We start from the raw sequence: 24809 nt of genomic DNA, 5'->3' as shown, positions 1-24809 counted from the left end.
CAACTTCGAATAGATTAAAGTGACTTACATGAGAGGAGTGAAGACATATTCGTATCTTTAAAGCTAGATTAGCCGGTCGTAATGAGGTTCCCCCTGTACGAACGATCGCGAGCGGAAATGCCATACTTCAGTTGAACGATAACGGAACTCAATTAATATTTCGTCTAGTCGTCAGAAATATTCAGAAGGTTACGCAAGCCCATATTCATCTCGGGAGAATAGGGCAGAACGGTCCCGTTGTCGCATTCTTATTCGGGCCTTCCAAATTCGGCATATCCGTAAGACGCGGCGTAGTCAAGGGAGTTTTGACCAGACGCGATCTGGTAGGACCTTTGCAAGGCAAATCGCTTCAAGATTTAATCAGGGAGTTTGAAAGAGGCAATGCATACGTCAACGTGCATACCGTGCAGCATCCGAACGGAGAAATGCGCGGGCAAGTCTTTAAATAAATGAAGCAATGACTCATGGAAGGACATCGCCATAGGATGAAACGGCGGTGTTTTTTTCATTCCCGATCGATCGGATTAACGAAATAGGAGCGGCGATACATGAAGTCCGAACGATAAGTCGGTAGAGGTTTTATACAACATTTGCTATTGGATTTTGGTATACAATATTCAATAAACCTTTGACATCTAAATTGAATCGGGTTAAAATATGTTTGAAATCGCTTTCAAAACTGCGGTTTGATGATGCAAGTGAGGTGGTTTATCGGAAGAAACGGCTTATGGTTGTCCAGCGGCACATTCATTGTAGTCAAAAGTGCAGGTTCAGATTCGCTTATTGCGTTGGTATGAGGGCATCGACCAGTATACTTACGCGATACACATCCCTATCTCTATTGTAAAAATTGTATACAATATCCCAAAATGTGATCATTATGCCAGTAGAATGAACAGCAATGCTCTTCGTTGAACAAAAAATGATAAAGCTGAGGGATGCAAATGATTACATTCGCACATGTAATGTATGCACTGGTAACCGTAAGTGTCATTGTCGTCATGTTGTTTCGCCGCGGTGTCATTATTCCGACGCTGCTTGGCACTTTTCTTATCGGCTGGATTTACAAAGGAGATTTGATCAGCGGATTCAAAGCGGTGTATAACGCGAATTTGACGGCAGCGAAAGAATTGTTCACAATCTTCCTCATTATTACTTTCATGGTTGCGCTGCTGGCCTCACTGCGGGATATCGGGGCGGACCGCCGCATGATCCGGCCGATTCAGAAGCTGATCGTGAACGGCCACGTTGCATTTTTCGTACTGGCCTTCGTGACGTACGTGATCTCGCTCTTCTTCTGGCCGACGCCGGCGGTTCCACTGATTGGCGCGCTGCTCATTCCGGCCGCGATCCGCGCAGGGCTTCCAGCGATGGGAGCGGCGATGGCGATCGCACTGGCAGGACAAGGGATGGCGCTGTCGTCCGATTATGTGATGCAGATCGCTCCGATGCTCAGCGCCAAAGGGGCGGGCGTACCCACGGCATCCGTGGCGGACAAAGCGATGGTATTGTCCTTAATTACAGGAGGCATCTCGATCGCCGGGGCATACATTATGAACCGGAAAGCGATTCGTAAGGCCGGTGCGACCGATGTGCTGGAAGAAGCTAAAGTACCGTCGAGCGCGGTTTCGACCGTGGAGTATGCGGAAGCGGCGGCCGCCGTGGAAACGCTTCATCCGTCCGTGATAAGATGGTCCAAAATTTTTGCAGTTCTCGTTCCATTATCCATGCTGATCGTGATGGCGGTGATGGCCGCGAGCAAATTCGGCGGCGGTTCCGCGATGGGCGGTTTTGAAGGCGGGGACGGGGCTGCATTCATCGGCGGCGTAGCTGTCATACTATTGATTTTATCCTGTACCGTGTTCTCCAAAGTTCGGGCGCTGGACAAGATAAGCGACCATCTCACCGAAGGGTTTGTGTTTGCTTTTAAGGCGATGGGACCGGTGATTCCGATTGCTGGCTTTTTCTTTCTTGGGAACGCCGACTTTTCGAAGAGCATCTTATCGCTTGGCGACAATGTACAAGCTCCCGCGTTTCTGTACGATATCGTGATGTCCATTCAATACGCGATTCCATCCAACGGATTTATTACCGCCTTCGGCATTTTGATCATGGGGATTATCGCGGGATTGGAAGGATCGGGCTTTTCCGGTTTGCCGTTAACAGGTTCGCTTTCCGGTGCGCTTGGCCCAACGGTAGGCATTGACCCTTCCACGCTTGCCGCTATTGGCCAGATGGGCTCCGTATGGTCCGGCGGCGGCACGCTGATCGCCTGGTCTTCGCTCGTAGCGGTAGCAGGCTTTGCCGGCGTATCGGCGATTGATCTGGCACGGAAAAATTTCTTGCCGGTCATGATCGGCTTGGCCGTGTCGACGATCGTCGCCATCTTGATTTGGTAAGTAAAGCGGAAAAACGCGGCGTCAAACCAGGTTTATGTCGCAGAAGACAAATGGTTTGGCGCCTGCAGTTCCGAACGCTGCTGTTCGGCGGATACGAGCCGCGGCGCGATATCTTGGCACGCTTTCACCAGAATGCGGCTGACGACCGCGACCATCTCGTCTACGAACGTCAAGCTCGTATGCTCGAGCACTTTATGATTCAAAGGACCGTAGTTGTTGACGATGCCTTTGATATGAAGCGACCCGACGGGAGGAAGTTGTTTGTCCAGACTGCCGCCCGGTTGAAGCGGCTCTTCCACGACTTGAAGCGTCCCGATTTTATAAAACTGTCCGAGGCAGGCATCGACCGCGATGACATACGCCCGGCTGTGATGCTTGGCGATATGCGTCAGCGTCTTCAAAAGATTCAGCGCATGGACGGGCTTTTCCGACGTTCCGTAAATTCGAACATAACGGTGGCCATCGAACCGCTCGGACAGCCGGCTCCCGACCAGGGGGCCGAGCGCATCGCCCGAGTAACGATTGGTGCCGACGCATACGATAACGATTTCAGTGTACTCCGGCGATTTCATATAATGTTTGACGATGGCGTCCGATAAATAAGCCGTCGATTTTTTATCCAGATAATGACAATAATGCATGAGGTCCACCTGCTTTTGCTTTTTTCATCGTGTCGTAAGGTTATACTTCAATGATAATGGATGAATCGGAAAATACAAAGAAACAAAACGAAACATTTTGTGATCTTTCAGACATATGGTATACAATATACCATAAATGGAGGGAGTTTTGAACCTATGACGACGGCGTATGTATTAACCCGGATGACTTGGCCGGAAGTGAAGGAAGCGCTCGAGACGGTCCGCATCGCGATTATTCCGCTTGGTGCGCACGAGCAGCACGGTCCGCATATGGCGGAGAGCTGCGATGCCGTCCTCGCCGAAGAGATGGGCAAACGGCTGGCGGAGAAGCTGTATCCGGATGCGATCATGACGCCAACCATTAATATGGGAGTATCGCCGCACCATATTCATTTTCCAGGCACGATTTCTTTGGAGCCGACGACGCTCATCGCCATCCTCCGCGACATGATCAAATCATTGAAGCAGCACGGCATCGGCAAGTTTCTGATCCTGAATTCCCATGGCGGCAACCAGGCGACGCTTGGCGTAGCAGTGGACATGCTCACGCCGGAACTAGGAGTGGACATTTTTTACGCCAAAACGACGGCTTCCGCCAAAGACGTGATGGATCGGCGAATCGAATCGAAGCTATACGGTCACAGCTGCGACCGAGAAGTTTCCGAAGCGCTTTATTTGGCGCCGCATCTTGTGCGCACCGATAAGCTGGAGAAAGCGGATTTTCAGGAAGGACGGTGGCGAAAGCTACGCCCCGGCAATCCGCTGCAAGGATTTTATTATTACGAGGAAATGACGCGCAACGGATGCCTCGGCGACGCGACCAAAGCGAGTGCGGATATCGGAAAGGAAATCGTGGAGACCGCGTTGGAACGATTGGCGAAGGCCGTAAGAGAAGTGCTGTAGCCATGAAGCCGCTCTTGTTTCTGGCCGCCATCGCCGCTTATTTATGCTCAGCCGTATATCCGAACGAATGGCTTAAATACGTCGTTTCCGTGCTCAGCCTGCTGATCGTTCTCGTCGTATTTCGCTCCGTCAAACGTTTCGTGCAGGGGATCGGGGCGGTATTTTTGACCATCGGCGTCGCTTTGCTTATTGCAGGCGGATCGTCATGGCAAAGCTATGTGCTAGGATTCGGCAACATGCTGAACATTTTAAGCTTGTTCGCGCTCATTCCGTTAATCGCGCTGCCGATCCAGCTGGGGCGGTATGCGGCTAAGGTGCGGTCGATGATTCAAAGCAAAATCAAACATTCAGGCGCGCTCTATTCCGTTACTTCCTTATTATCCTATGTCCTCAGCTCTTTTATGAATTTGGCGACGCTGCCGATGATGTACCACAGCATTCGGCCTTCGCTGGATTATTATCCGATCGAGCAGAAGGAGCGGTTCATCAGCCGCGCGATTACGCACGGCTACAGCATGCCGATTTTGTGGACGCCCGTTGCCCCGATTGTCGGGATTGTCGTTGAGATGACGGGGGTCAAATGGAGTGCGATCCTGCCGATCGTCATTCCGTTCAGCTTGCTAGGACTCGCACTGGACTGGTTTATGGGGGCATGGATTGCCAAACGCAGGCAGAAGCGTGTCGACCAATCGGTGCTAGAAGAAGTATCCGCGGCGCGGGAGCCGTTTCCTGAGTCGAGCCCGATTGTTCAACCGGACCCGTTCACGCAACCGAATCAACCCAATCAGCGGAATCGGCCCGGTTCCGGTGAAGAGAAAGCATACCATCCGGTACAAATTTTGATCGCAATCGTCGTTTTTAACGGACTCATCTTCGTGATGGAGCAGTTTATGCATTTGAGCTTTCTTCTGCTCGTCTCGATCGTCGTTATCCCGTTCGGGTTCGCGTGGTCGCTGCTGCTTGGGAAAGGAAAAGCGTTTCTGGCGATGAGCGGAAAAATGCTTCCCGAGCAAGTGCTCAAGATGAAGGAGCAGTTTTTTGTCTTCCTGAGCGCCGGATTTATGATCTCCGCCATCCAGACCACCGGGGCGGGGCATACGCTTAATGCGTGGATTCTCGACGTAAAAAATTTCGTCGGAGCCGACGTGTTCCTGCTGCTGATTCCGCTCATTCCGCTGGTGCTTGCTTTCATCGGCCTGCATCCGGCTGTAGGCCTGGCGTTGACAGCGGAGTCGCTGAACCCGCATGCGCTGGGCATTTCCGTGGAGATTACGGCGATTGCGATGCTGGCGGGGGCGGCAACGGCATTCCTGATGGGGCCGTATAATGCAACGGCCGGGATGATGTCGAATCTGATCGGTCACAGCTCGTATAAAGTGTCCAACTGGAACGCGCCGTTTACCGCGGCCTATCTGGTGCTTGTGATGGTTCTGCTGCTGCTGCTCAAAAATGGTGGTTGACAGACAAGCCCATCGTAAGTAATAATAAAGCCAGAATCATTTTGGTATACAATATACCAAGTACAATCAGTAATTTGATAGCGGTTACAAAGTTGTTTGACAGCGGTTACAACATTCCGGTTCGCGTACGATCGGACTGGAGGCAAGCCTGGTTCCAACCTACATTTTACAATTCGAGAGGAGAGTTTCAGATGACAGAAATCGCAACGAAAGCCCGCTTAATGAACAAAGAGGAATTCCGCTATGCACTTGAGCAAGCGATTGAAGGAAATGCAGTTGCTAAAGCTCCTTTTACGACGATGTGGGCCAACGGCGAATTGAAGAAAGAACATTTCGCCCGTTGGGTGGAACAGCATTACGCTTACGTCGGTCCGTTCGCTGAATACCTCGCTTATATTTACGCCAACTGTCCGCATGAGGACGCCAGAGACTTCCTGCTGCAAAATATGTGGGAGGAAGAGCTCGGCGGCGACCGCCACACCGATCTGTTGATCCGCTTCGGCGAAGCTTGCGGAACGACCCGAGAGCGCGTCGAATCGATGCAGCATCTGCTGCCGGAGACGATCGGCTTGCAATCCTGGTGCTACCGGATGGCGTTCAAAGAAAACTTCCTGTTCGCCACCGCGGCGCTCGTAGTCGGTCTTGAATCGCAAGTGCCGGCGATCTACCGCCGACAAACGCCAACGCTTCGCGATCATTACGGATTTACGGATGAGGAAGTCGAGTTCTTCGACCTTCACATCGTATCCGACGAAATCCACGGCGAGCGCGGCTACCAAATCGTACTGGAGTATGCAAGAACGCCGGAAGACCAGCAGCGCTGCATTAAAATCGTGGAAGAAGCGACGAAAATGCGCAGAATGTACATCGCGGCCATCTCTCGTGAGTTCTGTCTGGAATAGACCGGCAATAAAGCAAAACCATAATTCCCGAGAAATACGTTTTCTCGGGAATTGATGTAAACAAGCCCAACTGCTCTGAACTGGCCTTGAGAAGCAGCCGGCGGAGCAAACGGATAACCGTTCTTCCATTCTTCAACTTTGAAAGAAAGGGGATTCACATGGCGATTCAAACGGCAGTGGAAACGTACAAAAACCTGATTAATGGAGAATGGGTGCCATCGGCGAGCGGAGAAACGTTCGAAAGCGTAAATCCGGCCCGCGTCTCGGATATCGTCGGACGGTTCCAGGCGTCGGTCGAGGAAGACGTTGTCCAAGCAATCGAGGCGGCGGAGCGCGCTTTCCGAATTTGGCGCTACACGGCCCCTTCCAAGCGGGCGGAAATAATGTATAAAGCGGCCGATTTGCTTGAAGCGGGCCTGGAGCAGTATGCGGAAGAGCTTACGAGAGAGGAAGGCAAGACGCTCGCCAGCAGCCGAATGGAAGTGAAGCGCTCCGCACAAACGCTGCGCTACTACGCCTCGGAAGGATTAAACGTGACCGGCGATACGCTTCCGTCCGATGACCCGACGACTTTCGTATATACGAGAACCGAGCCTTTGGGCGTCGTCACCGTCATTACTCCGTGGAATTTCCCGATCTCGATTCCGGTTCGTAAAATCGCGCCGGCGCTCGTAACCGGCAACACGGTCGTGTTCAAACCGGCGTCGGATACGCCGCTCATCGCACTTCGCCTCGTTCAGGCGCTGCATGAAGCCGGGCTGCCGGCAGGCGTCATCAATTTCGTGACCGGCTCGGCTTCCAGAACCGGCAAGCCGCTTGTGACGCATCCGGCTGTCAAAGCGGTTACGTTTACCGGTTCGACCGGTGCCGGAGAGAACATCAATCGTTCCGTGCGTTTGTCCACACGCGTCCAACTGGAGCTTGGCGGCAAAAACCCGCTCATCGTGATGGACGATGCCGATATGGACGAAGCGGCTGAACTTACGATCAAAGGCGGGTTTGAATTGACCGGCCAAGCTTGTACCGGAACGAGCCGAGTTATCGTGATGGATTCCGTACATGACACGTTCGTTGCCAAGCTGATCGAGAAGACGAGAACGCTCACCGTCGGAAACGGGCTGCACAAAGGGATCGAAGTCGGTCCGCTTGCCAACGCCAGCCAGCTCAAGAACGTGCTGGAGTATATCGAAATCGGCAAAAACGAAGGCGCGGAACTCGCGTTTGGCGGGGAGCGGCTAACCGAGGGCGAACTGACTGATGGTTATTACGTCAGACCGGCGGTGTTCACGGGCGTTATGCCGAAGATGCGCATCGCGCAGGAGGAAATATTCGGGCCGGTCATCTCGGTAATCCGCGTCGCAAGCTTTAGGGAAGCGATGGAGGTCGCCAACGATGTGGAATTCGGCTTGGCTGCGGCAATTTGCACTTCCGATCCGAACCGGATGCAGCAATTTGTCCACAGCATCGAAGCCGGTATGGTCAAAATCAACCGCCCGACGACAGGCGTTGCGTACAACGCGCCGTTCGGAGGCGTCAAAATGTCCAGTACGGCCACTTACCGCGAATCGGGACGCGAGGCGCTCGAATTTTACACGCACACCAAAACCGTATACCACGGCGTTCGCAGCATCGCCGATTGATTGCTAATTGATGCAGAATGGAGGCATTCGGGTGAAATCCGTGTTGAGGCTGGAATTGGAAGAAGCGAAAGTGATGATGGAAGCCGCGAAACAAGCGGCGGAAGAAGTGAACGCCCTGGAAACGATATGCATCGTGGATGATGGTGGGTATGTGATCGCCATGGAACGCATGAACGGCGCGCGCATCACCGGCCCGGAAATTGCGATGGCGAAAGCGTTCACGGCGAGCGGCCACAAGCGCTCCACGCATCTGTTCAATCAGCCGGGCGGACCGGCGACGACGACCGGCGAAGCGTTCGGCATTCACGTGATGATGCCCGGTAAGTTCGCCATCTTCGTCGGCGGATTCCCGATCGTCGTGAACGGCGAAGTCGTCGGCGGCGTCGGCGTCAGCGGCGGCAACGGGGAGCAGGATACGGCGGTCGGCACGGCGGCTTTAAAAGCGCTTCAAACTAAGTTAGGCAGCGGATACGACGTCATGACGCAGGCGGACATTAAGAAATAAGAAATCATTGCCGTTCATGTGATCCGCTGCGGACGGAGGCTAAGATGCAATACTGGAATCTGTTCCTCGGTTTTTTCCGGATCGGGCTGCTCGGCTATGGCGGCGGGCCCACTATGATTCCGCTTGTCCATGCCGAAGCCGTACAAAAATACAGCTGGATGACGGACGAGGAGTTTACGGACGTCCTGGCGATGGGCAATGCGCTGCCCGGACCGATAGCTACCAAAATGGCCGGCTACATCGGTTACAAGGTGAAGGGGGCGCTTGGCGCTTTTATCGCCATCGCGGCGATGGTCATTCCCGTCCTCGCCGGCATGATCCTGCTGCTCGGCCTTATCTACAAGCTGAAAGATTCCGGCATCGTCGGCGGCATGACGCACGGCATGCAACCGGTGATCGGCGTAATGATGGCCGTCATGGCTTATGAATTTTTCAAGAAGTCCTGGAAAAGCTGGACGAAAAGCAGGACGCTCGCCTGGACGCTCGTCTCGGTCATCGCGCTTATGCTGCTCGACTTAAATCCGGGATTACTTATAGGCATCGCGCTTGCTTACGCTTTTATCGAGTCCACGTACGTTCTGGAGCGCAGGAAGAAGAAGAAGAAAGCCGATTCGGACAGGGGTTTTTCCGCATGACGCTACTTGAAATTTTTTGGGCATTTTTCGTTCCCAATATTTTGGGCTATGGAGGCGGCCCGCCGATCATTCCGCTCTTGCAAGCGGAAGTGGTCGATCATTTCGGGTGGATGACGATGGAGCAGTTCGGCGATGTGCTGGCGCTTGGGAATGCGCTGCCGAGTCCGATCGCTACGAAGCTGGCCGGATATATCGGCTATCAAGTCGCCGGCATTCCAGGCGCCGCTGTCGCTTTGATCGCCACCATCGCGCCGACGGCCATCGCCATGGTTATATTGTTCAAATTTCTCGATTTTTTCAAAGCTTCTCCGCAGGTGGCGGCGATGACGCAAATTGTCCGGCCGATCGTGGCCGTCCTGCTCGCGACGCTCGCGCTGCAGTTTTTCACAAGCGCGTATCAGTCGTCCGGCATTTGGCAGACGGCCATCCTGTCGGCGGTCAGCTTCGTCGCTCTGGAGAAATGGAAGATTCACCCCGCCGTCGTTGTGGGACTCGCACTGGTATACGGAGCGTTAGTGCTCTCTTGATCCGACAAGTTTGCCTCCGATTTGATGTTGAATGATGACATGATATCCATTACACTTAAGAAAAACTCATATCGGGGGTATACCAAATGCCGGATCTGCCAGTCGTATGGAAAGATGAAGAACTGAGTCCAATTCGCGATAAAGTGTATCAATATATTAAACAAGCCATTGTGCAGGGCGTGTACAAATCGGGCGACCGCATTATCGAGCGGGAACTTGCGGATCAACTGAACGTGAGCCGTACGCCGATCCGCGAAGCGTTGTTTCGCCTCGAATCCCAAGGATTCGTGAAGACGCTTCCACGCAAAGGCGTCGTCGTCTCCAAGCTGACGCCGGAAGAAATTATCGAAATCTTCACGATTTTGTCCGCTTTGGAAAGCTTGGCGGTGAAGCTGGCTGTTCAAAAGTCGAAGCCGACGCATGCGGAACAATGGACCGCTATTATTCACGAGATTGATGCGGCTCTAGCCAAGCCTGGCACTGTGGAGCCGGGCGACAAGTTTCACTTTGCGATTAACGATGTCATTTGCCGCGCGGCGCAAAGTCCGCGATTAACGCAGATGCTCGACGGCTTGTCCGATTACATCCGTGCTTTCGTTCAGGTCGGCTACGAGCTGCCGGGACGGCAGCGTAAGGCAATGGAGGAGCACCGGGATTTGGCGAAGGCGCTGCGTAACGGCGAATCGGAGCTGGCCGAAAATTTGATCAAAATTCATATTGAAAATTCTAAGAAAGCTTATATGGAAGCGCTCGAAAGAGAATAACGAAAGCAAAGTCATGATTCATGCGCTAGATGGAGGTTTTTTGTATGCCGAATATCATATTGCATCAAAACGGCCAAGTGTTTCAACAAGAAGTAAGCGCAAACAGCAACTTGGTAGTGTTAGCCGGAATAAAAAAATTCCCCCATCTGAAATATGGCTGCGGTATGGGCAAGTGCACCAAATGCATGGTCAAAGTGGTTTCCGGAGGAGAGAAGCTCCCCGAGCCGAATTGGAAAGAAAACAAAATGCTTGGCGATAAACTCAGCGAAGGGTTCCGTCTTGCATGCCAATTATATATTACGGATGATCTTGAAATACGTCAGGAATAGCGGTGAGTCGCAGATGATTGAGAACTGTCAACGATCTAGTTGCTGTCAGTCACAATGCAGGAGGGGACGCCTGGTGCAACAATCCGGACAAGCTGAAGCGAAACTGAAGGAACTGAACATCAAGCTGGAGTCTTTGCCTAAACCGAGCGGCAACTACGTGCCTTTTACGATGGTGGATCCGATCCTTTATTTAAGCGGCGTGACCCCGAAGGTCGGCGGCGTCCTGCAATACAAAGGAAAAATAGGACAGGAATTGACGCCGGAACAAGGCTATCAAGCGGCCAGGCAGTGCATTATCAATCAACTGGGGACGCTGCGGGCGGCCTTGGGGGACTTGGACCGCGTAGTCAGCATTATCAAAATGGAAGGCTTTATTAACGCGACTCCGGAGTTTACCGATCTTCCTGCCGTGCTTAACGGCGCATCGGATTTGCTCGTCGACGTATTCGGCGAAAAAGGCGTTCATGCTCGCTCGGCGATCGGCGTCGCATCATTACCGGGCGGCGCGGCGGTCGAAGTGGAACTTATCGTTCGTTACGAATCATTCGGATCATTCGTCTAATCATTCTAACCATGCGGAGGTTTTGAACATGAGCGAATACATTTTGGTATCCACGACGGAACGCTACCGGACGGTAACCGACAATCCGGATTTGGAGAAAATCGCCGACTACGATTACTATTTCTTCGGCAAGAAAAAAACGACGTTTTCCATCTGCAAAATTAAAAATCACGATACGAGAATCGTCATCCAGGGAATCGCCGAAGTTTTTCCGGACAACAGCATACCGCTCAAAGTGTTCCCGAAATTTGAATCGACGGCCGAAATCGAGAAGGAAATATACGAACTGGATATCGACGACGAAAGCAAAGTTGTTAAAGTATAATCTGTAAGAGAAAGGCGCGGCGTTCGCAAAATGCTGCGTTTTTCTTTTTTTCTCCGTCACCAGAACATAAAAAAGCAGTCCGGATGATGATCCGAAACCGCTGTACTTACCATGCGTATTTATACATTCGTTATTGAGCCGCATTAATACGGCGTTGAGCGATTTTGTTCAAACGCTCGAGATCTTCTTCGCCCCATGCTATCGTGACGTCGCCGGTAACAAAAGTTTGACAGGCCAGCCGGTAGCCTTGATCGATCTTGTCTTGGCCCAATCGGTCGATTTCTTTCTTCATTACTTTGCTAACGCTTTCATTTCCTTCGACAATACGAACCCGGCAAGTGCCGCATAAGCCGCCGCCGCATTTGTAAGGAACAGAACCTTCATATCGGATGGACATTCTCAGAAGATTGGTATCGTTTGCAACTTCGATGGTTTTGCCTGACGTTTGCAGAGTCACTGATGGCACAAGGCATCCCTCCCATACGGTATATGCCTATTATAACATACTATATTGGTTTATGGTATACCAAATGCAATTGTAGTCATGCCGGCGGAACGGACGATAAATGTGCATGACCGGATCTTCATTTAGAGTGCAGCCAACCTTCCAACATAGGAAGGAGATACAACGGAAGAAAATGCTTCAATAAAATATACGTACGTAAAAAAACCGGGAAGCTTGCTGCCCGGTTTTTGGCTTGTTATCGATTGATATCCTCGTGCCAGCGCTTGAATTGCCCGGTACGAAAAATAAGTGAGAGGAGCGAGCTATGCGGCTTTTTTCCGCTTACTCCGTTGCCGTGATGTAGCGGGAGCCTGCCGGCAGCTTAATGTCTTTATGGACCACGACAATCCCGATTCCATCGGGAATGAGGGCTACTCTCGAATCTTTGGTCACTATATATATCCCGGGGACGGAAATGCCGTTTACTTTCGTTTGAGCGATCGAGTTCGTGTAGGTCGGAATCTCCTTGGCCTTATCCGTCGCCGTCGTAGTCGCCGTTGCAGCACTTACCGCATTCGGTAAAATCAAGCTGGAACATACCACAAGCACACTTAATTTCGTTTTTAGCGCCTTCATGAAAATCACTCCTTTAATGGAAGGGTATTGAAGTACTAAAAAACGTATGACATAAAATTGTAAATTATTCATGACATTAATAAAATTGGCCAATACCAAGTGTAAAATTACCGCAATGAGAAAACAGAGCCGTTATGAGGCTTGTCCATTCAAGCTGACCACCCGCCGTGCAAATCCGTAGCTGGCGCGCACAGAGGCACACTGGGAAATCCCGCATACGCTTCGTCCTGGCGATAAGCTGCATCATCAAAAAAAAGTGCCAACACAAGGTTGACACTTGCATCATTTTCTTAAAACTGCGGATCAAATCAGCAAAGTGACCGCCAACAGGTCGAACAGCACGAGCGGCAGCAAAAAAGGGAAAAATGAAGTGTGAACTTTGTTTCCGCTACGCACGGATGTCACTTTCAGATATACCTTTTTGCCGGTTACTTTTACGATTTTACCGGTATACGTATTTCCGTTTTTAGCTTTAATTCTGACGTTTCGGCCAACGTTTCTTTTGCATTGTTTGTACATGGAAACGGCTGACATGTGGTTACCTCCTTTACACTGTAGTTGTCCATTATATGTTTTGAAAAGGATTGCGTGTGGGTGGGTTCCTGCATCTGCCGATTTTTACACTTTTTTTAGAAATGATTTCAGCATTGTTTATAATTGGCGTCTATGATGGAGAGAGCCGGGGAGCTGGACGAAGTCCCCTTTTTCCGAAAGGATGCGAATCGATGAGAATGAACGGAAATAATCGGCTTGCGCGGAGCGTCGTCTTCCTGCTGCTTGCAGCGGCCGCTATATTCGCAATCGCCCCGTACCTGCTGTTCGACCCTGCGTACAGCCGCGTGAAGCTCAGCCCTGCTTTGTCCATCCACTATCCGCTGCTGCTTGTGCATATTTTTACGTCGTTTCTGGCTTTGGCTACGGGTTGGATCCAGTTTGTTCCCGGTATCCGCGCCAAATACGTGCACCTGCACCGATTAATCGGTCGCATCTATCTGGGCTGCATTGCGGTCGGCGGAATAACAGCACTCGTCGTAGGGATGTATACCGAAAGTTTCATTCGCCAGCTTGCCTTTATCACCTTGGCGCTGTTATGGTTCATTACGAGCTGGAAAGGGTATCGCAGGATTCGACAAGGACGGCTGGAGGAACATCGGCTTTGGATGCTGCGAAGTTACGCGGTAACGCTTGTCGCGGCGACGGCGCGCGTCGTTACGCCGTTGTGCCTGCTGGCCTATATTGCGTCGCATGGAACGCCGGCAGGGGGAGTGCAGGCTGCGATCGGGCCGGTGCTGGAAGTGAATATTTGGGTAGGCCTTGTCCTCAACTTGTTGATATGCGAATGGATCTTCGCGCGTCGTACCGGGTAGCGGGCATTTATAAAAAACCATTGCTTATACAGCGATGGTTTTTCGCATGTGCAGGGCAAAGCGAAAACGATTGGAAGTTTACCGGGAGCAGCGGGGGTGAAAAGCATCATGACCGGATCGACAATGCAGTTGTCTAAATCAGCAATGCCCTAAGCCTCCAAACAATCGTACAATGAAGCTATGGGCGACTCGGGTTATGCGAGCCGGTGCTACTGTATGATTGCCGGTACTATGATGTAACAAGAAGAAAGGATGGATGACATGATCAAAGTAGCCGTCGTCGGCGTGAACAACATCGGAAAGGTTCACTGCAAATATTATTCGCAAAATCCGGATACGCAGCTTGCTGCGGTATGCGATTTGATGGAGGAACGAGCGAACGCCGCCGCGCGCGAATATCAGGTGAATGCTTACACGGATATACGTGCGATGCTGGAACATGAGGATATTGACGTCGTGTGCGTAGCAACGGCCGGGGTGGAGAAAGGGAGCCATCATTTCGAGCCGGCCATGATCGCGATGGCGGCGGGCAAAGACGTGCTCGTGGAGAAGCCGATTTCCAACCGCGTGGAGGAAGCGAGAGAGATGGTGCGATTTGCGCGGGAGCAGGGCGTGCGGCTGGCCTGCAACTTGAACCATCGCTTCACGCCGGCAGCCGCGAAAGGGAAAGAGCTGCTGACACGAGGATCGTTGGGGTCGCCGTTGTTTATCAATATGCGGCTGACGATCGATAATAAATCCGAAGCGAGCGAATGGTTCCATATGCGCGCCCTGCATCCGCATTCGATTGATGTGATGCGCTACTTTATGGGCAACGTGCGCCGGGTGCAGGCGTTCATGACCAAAGCGGAAGGACGCAGCACCTGGTCGACCGCTTCGGTGAATATGGAATTCGAGAACGGTGCGGTCGGGCATTTGACCGGCAGCTACGATATGTCGATGAAGCATCCGATTGAATATTGCGAAGTTGCAGGCAATCAAGGACGCTTTGTGATCGATAACGTGTACGAGAGCTTTACGTTTTATCCCCACAAGAGCGACGAGCTGCTCGTGATGCGCAATCCGATATTCCGCGGCATGCAAGGATTTGACGATACGTTCAAAAACCGGATCGAGCGGTTTATCAGTCAGATAAAAGAAGGGGTGCCTCCCGAACAGATCGAAGCTTCCGGCGAAGATGCTTTGGCGGCTCAGGAAGTCATCGAAGCGGCGATCGCATCGCAGATGAGAAACGGTGCCGTCATTGATGTGCCCAAATGAAATCGCTTGCGCGGTAAAGCATTCGAGAGGAGCGGCGGCTATGAACGCGAATGACCATACCGATGGAATTGTACTTTGGTTTACCGGACTGTCCGGTTCGGGTAAGACGACGACGGCGAGGCAGCTTTTTCAGCTGCTGAAAGACGCCGGACGCCGTGTAGAACTACTCGACGGCGACGAACTTCGCGAAACGATCTGCAAAGGTCTCGGCTTCAGCCGCGACGACCGGTTTGAAAACATACGGCGCATCGCCTACGTGGCCGGGCTGCTGTCGAGGCAAGGGGTCATTGTGCTTGTATCGGCCATTACCCCTTATCGCGAAATGAGGGATTATGTTCGCAGCCGGATTCCCGGTTTTGCCGAAATCTATGTGCAGTGCCCGTTGGAAGAGTGCGAGCGAAGAGACGTTAAAGGACTGTACGCGAAGGCGCGAAGACAGGAAATCACGGCGTTTACAGGCATTTCCGATCCGTACGAGGAGCCGCTTCAGCCGGATATTCTTATAAACACGGCGCTTCATTCCGTCGAAGAAAATAGTCTTGCGATTATGGAATGGCTGATCCAGCGCACGGCAGCAACCAGCGGCAGCGCTGTGCCTGAGAATGAGAAAGCGGCATTTGCGAGGAGGCGGCTGCCATGAAAATCATTATGATCTCTCTCGATACGATGCGGGCTTCGCGGCTGGGCTGCTACGGTTATGCCAAACCGACCAGCCCGTATATCGATGAAATTGCATCGCAGGGCGTATTGTTCGAGAACGCATATGCCGCCGACATTCCGACGGAGGTTGCCCATACTGGTATATTTACCGGAAAGGTGGGGCTCACGACCGGAGTCGTATCGCACGGTTCGGAGCTGGGCATGCTCCCGAAATCGACCGAATGGCTGCCGACGCTGCTTCGTTCGGCCGGGTTTACGACAGGCGCGGTAGACAATTTGTATCAGCTCAAAGAATGGTTCGCGCGCGGTTACCGCTATTATATCAACAGCGTCGGAGGGAAACGCTGGATCGACGGAAGAACCATTAACGATTTGGCCAAGCCGTGGATTAAGGAACATAAGGACGAGAACTTTTTTTTGTTCCTTCACTATTGGGACCCGCATACGCCCTATTTGCCGCCGGAACGATACGTGCCCCTGTTTTACGAGGCCGGCCGCAACGCTTATGACCCGGCGAACCTTAGTATGGAAGGCGCATATAATCACATGGCTTACCCGTTCTTTAAGCACCACCATTACGACTTGCTCGGCCCCGTCACCGACGCCGAGTACATTAACGCGCTGTATGACGCGGAAATCCGGTATTTGGACGATCTGCTCCGGGAGCTCGACGATTACTTGGAGGAACAAGGGATTCGCGAGGACACTCTACTTATCCTGTTCGGGGATCATGGCGAAAGCTTGACGGAGCATGGCATCTACTGGGACCATTGCGGCTTGTACGAGACGACCGTTCACGTTCCGGTGATCATGAGATGGCCGGGAGCCGTCCCGGAGGGACGGCGGGTGAAAGGACTCGTCCAGCAGGCGGATTTGATGCCGACGGTACTGGAGGCTGCGCGGATGGCGGCGTCGTCGGGGACCGATCCGTCCCGTCTCACCGCGCCTGCGGGGCTGGACGGGCACAGCCTGTGGAGCACGATCCGCGGCGAGACCGACCGGACGCATGCCGCAATCTATCTTAGCGAATGCGCCTGGCAGGCCGCCCGCGGCATTCGCAGCGAGCGGTACAAGTTCATCCGCACGCTGGATGCGGGGCCGTTCTCCCGTCCGCCGAGGGAGCTGTACGATTTGCTCGCCGATCCGGAAGAGACGGTCAACTTGGCGGAAATGCTTCCGGAAACGGCCGACGCTCTGGATCGGCAGCTGAGCGACTGGGTAGACGCAAAGCTGCAAGGCCGCCAAGATCCGATGATCCGGCAGCTGCGGGAGCTGGGACTGCCGTTCCGCAACCGGATCGAGAAGATTTTGTCCGACGTCGGATTAACTTGGGAAGAATGGCTCCGTCATCCGAATCGCGAGCGTTTCGATGCGCTTCACGCGCAGAAAGCGTATGGCATCGTTCCGGGCGGGGCGAAGTAATGCCTGCGTCGTACAATCGCACAACGCGTAAACCGGCAGCGGCGTCGAAAAAAGGAAGCTGTTGTAACGAACCTGCGGTTCCACCGTGCGTACCGCAAGAATGAAAACGAAAGGATCGTTTAGCGATGCAGAAACGACCGAACCTGTTAATCATTATGGCCGATCAGCTGCGCTACGACTGCGTAGGATACAGCCGGGGCTATCCCGTACATACGCCGAACCTGGATCGGCTTGCGTCCGAGGGCATGGGGTTTTCCCATGCCTATACGCATATTCCGCTGTGCTGTCCGGCCAGACAATCGTTCATGAATGGACGGCGGGCGGAGACGTTCGGAAGCTTGTGGAACTTTAACATCGCGCTTCCGATTCCCGGTTTGGCCCCGGAGCAGTATGTTTGGCCCAGAGAACTCGCCGCGCTAGGCTATCGTGCCCGATATTTCGGCAAGTGGGGCGTGCATCCGGAACATGACCCGACATGCTACGGGTACGAGCGGTATGTAGGAGAAGGGGATTACCAGCATTTCAAGGCGAATCGCTACCCGCAAGTGAAATACACGCATGGTTATTTCGGGGAGGCGGATCCGATTCCGCTGGAGGATGCAAGAACGCATTGGTTTGCCAGGCAAACGGTAGACAGCATCAGTGAACTGACAGCAACGGGGACACCTTGGCATATTCGGCTGAATTTCTCCGAACCGCACCTGCCCTGCAGGCCCGCCGGCCGTTTCGCATCCATGTACGACCCCGATGCGATCCCCGAGTGGCACAACTTCCAGGACAACTTCCTCAACAAGCCGTATATTCAGCGGCAGCAGCTCCTCAATTGGCAGGTACATCACTATAAGTGGTCGGACTGGCAGCCCGTCGTCGCTCGCTATTACGGGATGGTCAGTCAAGTCGACGACGCGGTCGGACTCGTCCTGCAGCAGCTGGAAGCGCTCGGCATCGCGGACGAAACGATCGTCGTCTTCACTTCCGACCACGGCGATATGTGCGGAGCCCACCGGATGATGGATAAGCATTACATCCTGTACGACGATGTGGTCAAAGTTCCGTTGATCGTCAAGTACCCGGGCCTGTCCGCGCCGGGAACGGTGTGCGACGCGTTCGTTTATAATTTGCTGGACGTGCCTCCGACGATCTTGGAGCTGCTGGAACTGCAGGCGCCCGATTCGATGCAGGGACGTTCGTTACTGCCGCTGCTGCAAGGCGGGGGAAATGCGCCGACGGACTGGCGGGATGCCGTCGTGGCATCCTATAACGGCCAGCAGTTCGGTTTATACACTCAGCGGATGATCCGCACTAAAGATTGGAAATACATTTGGAATACAACCGATGTGGATGAGCTGTACGATTTGGCGCAGGATCCCGGCGAATTGAACAACCGCATTACCGACCCGGCTGCCGCCGATACCGTTAAGCAGCTTCGAACGGCCCTATACCTTCAGCTTATTCAAGACGGAGACGGCCTCGCAGCGAACCATTGGATGAAAGACCAGCTCCTGCTTGGGAATAAATTGTAAACCGCGAACGAAAGTAACATAATCAAAAATAAACGGGCATATATTGCAGTACAATCGAAACGATTGGGAAACAAATCCGCTGAGATTCGGGAACAATACATTCATTCGGATATCGGATTGCATTATTTGACAGCGCTTACAACAAAGGTGTTGATTATGGACAGGGCGGCATGTACCGAACAAACAAATAGGGAGGATACGAAATGGGAAATTCGGCAAAAGGTCACACGTTATGGTTTATTCCGGACGGATATATTCCGCCGCAAAGCTCAGGCTCTCTTACCAGTCACGAATCGATCTGCGTACTCAACTGCAGCGAAGAGGAAGCCAAGCTGCAAATTACGGTTTATTTCGAGGATCAGCCTCCGCTCGAGAAGCTGGAAGCTTCCGTATCGGCCCGCCGAACGTTTCATATCCGCACCAGCCTGCTTGAGCAAGACGGCCGGCGCATCCCGGCCGGCGTTCCTTATGCGATGGAAGTGGAAAGCAATATTCCCGTTATCGTGCAGTACAGCCGACTGGATGCGACCCAGGCGGAAAATGCGCTGATGTCCGTTATGGGGTATCCTGCACGCTAAGCCGCGCATTCATTTCGGACGGCCCGATCGGCGTGCTTCGGGCATTGCTGGCAGCCGGTATCATATAGAGACACTGAAACGTTGGGGAGGCTATGTTCATGCTGGTTGCGGAGCGGCATCGTGAAATCGTGAATGTTCTTGATCAAGAGGGAAGCGTCAGGGTGACGGAGCTGGCCCGTTTGTTCCAGGTGACGGAGGAGACGATTCGCCGCGACCTGGAGAGGCTTGAGGCGGAAGGGAGACTCGTGCGCACCCACGGCGGCGCGGTAGGCATTAGGCACTATGAACGCGAAGCGCCGTTCTCCGAACGGGAAATCAGCTACATGCAGGAAAAGATCGCGATCGCTAGAGAAGCGGTGCAAAGGGTGGTGGAGGGCGACACGATCCTTCTTGACGCCAGCACGACCGCTTGGCAAATGGCGCGGCTGCTGCCTGACATGCGATTGACCGTGCTGACCAACGCGATCAAGGTAGCCGTTGAACTGGCGGACAGGACCCGGATTCGGGTCATATCTACCGGGGGCACGCTGTCCCCGGCATCGCTGTCCTTTGTCGGGCCGGCGGCGGAGCGAATGCTTAAGGAGTATCATGTGAACAAGCTGTTTTTCTCCTGCAAAGGCATTGATGTCGAATTAGGCTTACGCGAATCCAGCGAATCGAATGCGATGATCAAGCGGCGCATGATGTCGATATCCGATCATCGATACTTGCTCGCCGACCACAGCAAATTCGGCACCAGAGCGCTAGAAATGCTGGCGCCGCTGAAAGAAGTGGAGGAAATCATCACAGACTCCAAAATCGATACAGCCCTATTACAACAACTGAAAAGTAGGGACTTCTCGGTCAAGCTTGTATAGTGCTCAAGTCACGGATACGAAAAAGCATCGGAAATGTGCAGACATGGGATGCTTTTTTTGTTCTTTCTCCGTTTTTTTGTTGAAGTTTGCGGCATCCCTTTTGGTTTTGTGGGACTGTGGAAATAAATCGCGAAATCCAAAAAGAAATAGTTATTTTTTCGGAAATCGCGTCGTAAGCTAGAGCAACAAAATGAAGCGCTTACAGCTATCGCAGTCAAATGAAACTGGAGGGATTCGATGAAAAGGTCGTTTTGGTGTATGACGGTAACAGGTCTCCTGATTTCCGCGACCTTGAGCGGATGTTTCGGCGGACCGGCAGCCCAGCCCGCAAAAGAACCCACGAAAACGGACACAAAGGAAAACACGGCCGCACCGCCGACCGGCGGGGGAGGAGGCGGCAGCGGAGGCATGGAGCTGAAGCAATCGCCGATGCTCGATGGGAAAGGATTGCCTGCGCTGAAAGATCGTCTGCCTGATGAACCGAAAGTCGCCAACGAAATGCCTGCCGATATGCTGAAAACGGAAATCGGCACGTACGGCGGCACGCTGCGCACCGTGACTTCGGTGATCGGGTGGGATGCGGACGTGTTCGTCATGAGTAACGAGCCGCTGCTCAACACGCCGGGCATTCTCGGCAAAGAAATTACAGGCAATGTGCTGAAAGATTACAAAGCGAGCGCGGACAGCAAAGAGTTTACGTTCATCATGAGGAAGGGGCTCAAGTGGTCGGACGGGAAGCCGGTTACTTCCGAAGACGTCAAGTTCTCGATTGAAGACATTTTGTTTAACGAGGAGCTGACCCCGGTATTTCCCGCGTGGCTGAGAGCGGGCGGCAAAGCGGATGGGGCGCCGCCGAAGTTTAAGGTGGTCGATGAGTACACGTTCCAGATTTCGTTCGATCAGCCATACGGCGGCTTCCCGATTCGCCTCGCGATCGAAAGCTGGCGCGGCTATAGCGATTATATTCTCAAACCGGCGCATTTTCTAAAACCGTTCCATAAAAAATACGCTGATCCGAAGCAGCTCGAAGCGAAGCTGAAGGAAGGCCAATACGGGCCGGACGATTGGGTGAAAATGTTTAACGATAAAGACGTTACAAGCCGCGAGCTGACCAAACCCGAAGCAATCGGATTTCCAGTCCTGTATCCCTGGATGATGGTGAAACGGTCCGATTCGACGACGGATTACGAAAGAAATCCGTATTATTTCAAAGTGGACGCCAAGGGCAACCAGTTACCTTACATCGACAAGATTCAAAGTGCGCTCGTGCAAAACATTGAAATGGTTACGATGAAAACGATCGCCGGCGAAGTGGATTTCTCGCGCGAATCGGCGGCACTGATCAAAATGCCGTTGTACAAGGAGAACGAGAAGAAAGGCGGTTACCGGACGCTCCTGTCGGATATGCACGTCACACCGACGGATATTTTCCTGAACGAAACGTACAACGATCCGACATGGCGCAAAGTCGTACAGGACGTTCGTTTCCGGAAAGCGCTAAGTCTAGGACTCGACCGCAAAGAAATTATCGATACGATCTACTACGGGTTTGCCGAACCGGGGAAAATGGAAGATCCCACCTATAACGTGAATGAGGCCAACAAGCTGCTCGACGAAATGGGAATGAAGAAAGGCGCCGACGGATTCCGCCTTGCGCCTGACGGCAAAAAGTTCAGCATCGCCTTCGAAATCGGAGCCCAGGCGCCGGATATCGTGCCGCTGACCCAGCTTGTGGTCGAGTTTTGGAAGAAGCTCGGTATCGATGTAACGATGAAGACGATCGACCAGACGCTGTGGGGCTCGCGCCGGGATGCCAACGAGCTGCAGGCGACGATGATCTGGACGCATACGCCGCTGTGGTATATGGCCGATTGGGGTCAAAACTTCTGGGGCAGATTGTGGAGATTGTGGCTTGATACGGGCGGCAAGCAAGGCGAAGAGCCGCCGGCCGACGTTAAGAAATTTTACGACTTGGTGGATAAAGTGTCCACCAGTCCTCCGGCTGAGGCGATCAAAGCGATTGAAGACGTGAAAAAAGAAATGGGTAAAAACTACTGGTATTTCGTGCACATCGAAAATGTGAAGCAGCCGCTAATCGTGAATGCGAAGCTCGGCAACATTCCGGAGAAAGGGTTTGCCATTGCGGCCAACTTCAGCGGCGAGCAGTTCTTCTTCAAAAAATGACCCGGAAACGGGAATAGCCGTCATCCGGCAACAGGCAGGATCTCAGGCAGCGGCTCACAGGTTGGGCCGCCGCCTGGGATTTTTTGCCCGGGGCCGAACCGGCATAAAGGGGATGAGCGCAGCATGTTACATTTTATCGGGCACCGGGTGCTCCAGTTAATCCCGCTTTTGATCGCCATAAGCATCATCGTATTCGTCATTATCCAGCTACCGCCCGGTGATTTTCTGACAACGTATATTCAGCAGCTGGAACTTTCGGGGACGAAGGTCGACGCCTCCACGATCATCAGCCTGAAGCAGCAGTACGGTTTGGACCAGCCGATGTATGTGCAGTATTTCATTTGGATCAAAAACATTATTTTGCACGGCGATTTGGGGCGGTCGTTCCAGTGGAATTTGCCCGTTTCGCAGGTGATCGGCGAACGGCTCGGACTGACGATGGTCATTTCCGTTTTGACACTCATTTTCGTGTGGGTCGTCGCGATTCCGATCGGCATTTATTCGGCTACGCATCAATACTCGATTCTGGATTACGTGTTTACGTTTATCGGCTTTATTGGCCTCGCGGTACCCGGTTTCCTTATCGCGCTCATATTGGTATACGCGGTGTTCGTAAATACCGGGCTTTCCATAACCGGACTATTCTCTCCTGAATTTCAAGATGCGGCTTGGAGCTGGGACAAAATCGTCAATATGCTGCAGCGCATATGGCTGCCGATCGTCGTCATCGGGATGTCGGGAACGGCCGGACTGATTCGCGTGACCCGCGGAATGCTGCTCGACGAGCTGCAAAAGCAGTACGTCATTACGGCCCGGGCCAAAGGGGTGGAGGAACGCAAGCTGCTGTTTAAATATCCGGTGCGGATGGCGATCAATCCGCTGATCAGCACGATCGGCTGGACGCTGCCGAGCATCATTTCCGGCGAAGCCATCGTCTCCATTGTCCTGAATATGCCGACGACCGGCCCGATCCTGCTCAAAGCATTAATGTTTCAGGACATGTATCTGGCGGGAAGCTTCCTGCTCATCTTGAGTGTCTTGACCGTCATCGGTACACTGCTCTCGGATATACTGCTCGCGATTGTCGATCCGCGGATCCGGTTTGGAGGGGTGCAGGAATGAGCGCGATCTTGCAAAAGTTAAGAAGCGGTCTCAAGCGGCGACAGAAGCCGGAAAATGCGAACGCCGATCAATACGAGGTCGCTTCCCAGTGGCAGCTGATGTGGTGGAAGTTTAAAAAGCACAAAATGGCGATGGTCGCCGGGGTCGTGCTGATCCTGCTCTATTTGATGGCGCTGTTCTGCGAGTTTCTCGCGCCCTCGCTTCCACTCGAACGGTTTACCGAGTACAAAAACGCGCCGCCTTCGAAAATCCGCTTCGTCGATCAGGAAACCGGGTTCAGCCTGCGCCCCTTCGTTTATGACATGAAGCAGCAGGTCGACAAAGAAACGTTCCGGAGAACGTTTCAGGAGGACCCGTCGACGAAATTTCCGATCCACCTGTTCGTACGGGGGGAGACGTATAAATTTTGGGGATTGTTTGAAACGAACGTTCATCTGTTCGGTCTGAACGACCCGAAAGGTCCGCTGTTCCTGATGGGGACGGACGACCTCGGCCGGGATTTGTTCACGCGCATATTGTACGGCGCGCGCATCTCGCTTTCCTTCGGGTTGATCGGCATTGTATTCACGCTGATTTTGGGGCTGTTGCTCGGCGGTCTCTCCGGTTATTTGGGAGGAATCACCGATACGATCATTCAGCGGTTGATCGATCTTTTGATCTCCAAGCCTACGATTCCGCTTTGGATGGCGCTCGCCGCCGCACTGCCCAAAGACTGGACGCCGCTGCAAATTTATTTCGGGATGATTCTAATCATGTCGATTATCGGCTGGACCGGACTTGCCCGCGTCGTCCGGGGGAAAATGCTTTCGCTGCGCGAAGAGGATTTTACGATGGCGGCTAGGCTTGCCGGAGCGAGCGACATGCGGATCATCAACAAACATCTGCTGCCTTCGTTTGCCAGCTATATTATCGTCAACGTCACCCTTTCGATCCCGGCCACCATTCTCGGGGAGACGTCGCTCAGCTTTCTCGGCCTCGGCTTGCAGCCGCCGGTCGTGAGCTGGGGCGTACTGCTGCAATCGGCGCAAAATTTGGAGACATTGGCTCATCACCCTTGGCTGCTGTGGCCGGCCGCCTTTATCGTCGTCACCGTGTTAATGTTCAATTTTCTCGGCGACGGATTGCGGGATGCGGCCGATCCTTACAAGTAGAGAGGGGGCAAC

At 53.0% G+C, this 24809-nt stretch carries 27 protein-coding genes; 23 read left to right on the top strand and 4 right to left on the bottom strand.

The window, feature by feature from the left end; all coding sequences use genetic code 11:
* The first annotated feature begins 53 nt into the window (after positions 1–53).
* Both ACFQI7_RS02450 and ACFQI7_RS02445 read left to right on the top strand, forming a co-directional pair.
* Complete coding sequence (locus ACFQI7_RS02450; RefSeq protein ID WP_218096994.1) at positions 54–449, top strand: CHRD domain-containing protein; 396 nt, start codon at positions 54–56, stop codon at positions 447–449.
* A gap of 489 nt (positions 450–938) precedes the next feature.
* Positions 939–2399, top strand: a complete 1461-nt coding sequence (locus tag ACFQI7_RS02445) for a hypothetical protein (RefSeq protein ID WP_218096814.1) — start codon at positions 939–941, stop codon at positions 2397–2399.
* 32 nt (positions 2400–2431) lie between these two features.
* Here ACFQI7_RS02445 and yyaC read toward each other — a convergent pair whose 3' ends face one another.
* Positions 2432–3040, bottom strand: coding sequence for a spore protease YyaC (gene yyaC / locus ACFQI7_RS02440; RefSeq protein ID WP_218096813.1), 609 nt, complete (start codon positions 3038–3040; stop codon positions 2432–2434).
* Positions 3041–3196: 156 nt separating this feature from the next.
* Between yyaC and ACFQI7_RS02435 the strand changes: the two genes are divergently transcribed.
* The 11 genes from ACFQI7_RS02435 (at position 3197) to ACFQI7_RS02385 (ending at position 11592) form a co-directional block, all read left to right on the top strand.
* Complete coding sequence (locus ACFQI7_RS02435; RefSeq protein ID WP_218096812.1) at positions 3197–3943, top strand: creatininase family protein; 747 nt, start codon at positions 3197–3199, stop codon at positions 3941–3943.
* A 2-nt stretch (positions 3944–3945) separates the two neighbouring features.
* Complete coding sequence (locus ACFQI7_RS02430) at positions 3946–5403, top strand: hypothetical protein (RefSeq protein WP_218096811.1); 1458 nt, start codon at positions 3946–3948, stop codon at positions 5401–5403.
* A gap of 191 nt (positions 5404–5594) precedes the next feature.
* Positions 5595–6305, top strand: a complete 711-nt coding sequence (locus tag ACFQI7_RS02425; RefSeq protein WP_218096810.1) for a TenA family transcriptional regulator — start codon at positions 5595–5597, stop codon at positions 6303–6305.
* Between the two features lie 158 nt (positions 6306–6463).
* Positions 6464–7945: an aldehyde dehydrogenase family protein gene (locus tag ACFQI7_RS02420; RefSeq protein ID WP_218096809.1), complete on the top strand. Its 1482-nt coding sequence runs from the start codon at positions 6464–6466 to the stop codon at positions 7943–7945.
* A gap of 31 nt (positions 7946–7976) precedes the next feature.
* Positions 7977–8450, top strand: coding sequence for a GlcG/HbpS family heme-binding protein (locus ACFQI7_RS02415; RefSeq protein WP_218096808.1), 474 nt, complete (start codon positions 7977–7979; stop codon positions 8448–8450).
* Positions 8451–8494: 44 nt separating this feature from the next.
* Positions 8495–9085, top strand: coding sequence for a chromate transporter (locus ACFQI7_RS02410; protein WP_218096807.1), 591 nt, complete (start codon positions 8495–8497; stop codon positions 9083–9085).
* A complete protein-coding gene (locus ACFQI7_RS02405; RefSeq protein ID WP_218096806.1) occupies positions 9082–9612 on the top strand; it encodes a chromate transporter in 531 nt (176 codons plus the stop codon). Before ACFQI7_RS02410 ends, ACFQI7_RS02405 begins: the two co-directional genes overlap by 4 nt.
* A gap of 86 nt (positions 9613–9698) precedes the next feature.
* Positions 9699–10376, top strand: coding sequence for a GntR family transcriptional regulator (locus ACFQI7_RS02400; protein ID WP_218096805.1), 678 nt, complete (start codon positions 9699–9701; stop codon positions 10374–10376).
* 44 nt (positions 10377–10420) lie between these two features.
* A complete protein-coding gene (locus ACFQI7_RS02395; protein WP_218096804.1) occupies positions 10421–10705 on the top strand; it encodes a 2Fe-2S iron-sulfur cluster-binding protein in 285 nt (94 codons plus the stop codon).
* Between the two features lie 73 nt (positions 10706–10778).
* The gene (locus tag ACFQI7_RS02390; protein ID WP_230414595.1) at positions 10779–11267 is read left to right on the top strand and encodes a RidA family protein; all 489 of its coding nucleotides are present in this window, start codon (positions 10779–10781) and stop codon (positions 11265–11267) included.
* A 28-nt stretch (positions 11268–11295) separates the two neighbouring features.
* On the top strand, positions 11296–11592 hold the full coding sequence (locus ACFQI7_RS02385) for a hypothetical protein (RefSeq protein ID WP_218096802.1): 297 nt from the start codon (positions 11296–11298) through the stop codon (positions 11590–11592).
* A gap of 130 nt (positions 11593–11722) precedes the next feature.
* Here ACFQI7_RS02385 and ACFQI7_RS02380 read toward each other — a convergent pair whose 3' ends face one another.
* The 3 genes from ACFQI7_RS02380 to ACFQI7_RS02370 form a co-directional block, all read right to left on the bottom strand.
* Positions 11723–12058, bottom strand: coding sequence for a 2Fe-2S iron-sulfur cluster-binding protein (locus ACFQI7_RS02380; protein WP_218096801.1), 336 nt, complete (start codon positions 12056–12058; stop codon positions 11723–11725).
* A 321-nt stretch (positions 12059–12379) separates the two neighbouring features.
* On the bottom strand, positions 12380–12673 hold the full coding sequence (locus ACFQI7_RS02375; RefSeq protein ID WP_218096800.1) for a hypothetical protein: 294 nt from the start codon (positions 12671–12673) through the stop codon (positions 12380–12382).
* Positions 12674–12976: 303 nt separating this feature from the next.
* The gene (locus ACFQI7_RS02370; RefSeq protein ID WP_218096799.1) at positions 12977–13207 is read right to left on the bottom strand and encodes a hypothetical protein; all 231 of its coding nucleotides are present in this window, start codon (positions 13205–13207) and stop codon (positions 12977–12979) included.
* A gap of 191 nt (positions 13208–13398) precedes the next feature.
* Between ACFQI7_RS02370 and ACFQI7_RS02365 the strand changes: the two genes are divergently transcribed.
* From ACFQI7_RS02365 to ACFQI7_RS02320, 10 genes are all read left to right on the top strand, one after another.
* A complete protein-coding gene (locus ACFQI7_RS02365; RefSeq protein ID WP_218096798.1) occupies positions 13399–14040 on the top strand; it encodes a DUF2306 domain-containing protein in 642 nt (213 codons plus the stop codon).
* Positions 14041–14301: 261 nt separating this feature from the next.
* Positions 14302–15300: a Gfo/Idh/MocA family protein gene (locus ACFQI7_RS02360; RefSeq protein WP_218096797.1), complete on the top strand. Its 999-nt coding sequence runs from the start codon at positions 14302–14304 to the stop codon at positions 15298–15300.
* A gap of 40 nt (positions 15301–15340) precedes the next feature.
* A complete protein-coding gene (gene cysC / locus ACFQI7_RS02355; protein WP_218096796.1) occupies positions 15341–15940 on the top strand; it encodes an adenylyl-sulfate kinase in 600 nt (199 codons plus the stop codon).
* Positions 15937–17382 carry a sulfatase family protein gene (locus ACFQI7_RS02350; RefSeq protein ID WP_218096795.1) on the top strand — a complete coding sequence of 482 codons (1446 nt, stop codon included), beginning with the start codon at positions 15937–15939 and terminating at the stop codon, positions 17380–17382. Before cysC ends, ACFQI7_RS02350 begins: the two co-directional genes overlap by 4 nt.
* A gap of 125 nt (positions 17383–17507) precedes the next feature.
* Entirely contained in the window at positions 17508–18905 is a 1398-nt protein-coding gene (locus tag ACFQI7_RS02345) for a sulfatase-like hydrolase/transferase (RefSeq protein ID WP_218096794.1), read from the top strand.
* Between the two features lie 203 nt (positions 18906–19108).
* The gene (locus ACFQI7_RS02340) at positions 19109–19483 is read left to right on the top strand and encodes a sensory rhodopsin transducer (protein WP_218096793.1); all 375 of its coding nucleotides are present in this window, start codon (positions 19109–19111) and stop codon (positions 19481–19483) included.
* 98 nt (positions 19484–19581) lie between these two features.
* Entirely contained in the window at positions 19582–20340 is a 759-nt protein-coding gene (locus ACFQI7_RS02335) for a DeoR/GlpR family DNA-binding transcription regulator (RefSeq protein ID WP_218096792.1), read from the top strand.
* Between the two features lie 237 nt (positions 20341–20577).
* Entirely contained in the window at positions 20578–22524 is a 1947-nt protein-coding gene (locus tag ACFQI7_RS02330) for an ABC transporter substrate-binding protein (protein ID WP_218096791.1), read from the top strand.
* 123 nt (positions 22525–22647) lie between these two features.
* Positions 22648–23646 (top strand): ABC transporter permease, encoded by a 999-nt coding sequence (locus ACFQI7_RS02325; RefSeq protein WP_218096790.1) that lies wholly within the window; start codon positions 22648–22650, stop codon positions 23644–23646.
* The gene (locus ACFQI7_RS02320) at positions 23643–24797 is read left to right on the top strand and encodes an ABC transporter permease (protein ID WP_218096789.1); all 1155 of its coding nucleotides are present in this window, start codon (positions 23643–23645) and stop codon (positions 24795–24797) included. Before ACFQI7_RS02325 ends, ACFQI7_RS02320 begins: the two co-directional genes overlap by 4 nt.
* Positions 24798–24809 lie beyond the last annotated feature (12 nt).

Source organism: Paenibacillus allorhizosphaerae, assembly GCF_042659105.1.
Lineage (GTDB): Bacteria > Bacillota > Bacilli > Paenibacillales > NBRC-103111 > Paenibacillus_G > Paenibacillus_G allorhizosphaerae.
Note: the sequence above shows the minus strand (reverse complement) of the source record. Positions and strands in the feature narration are given on the sequence as shown.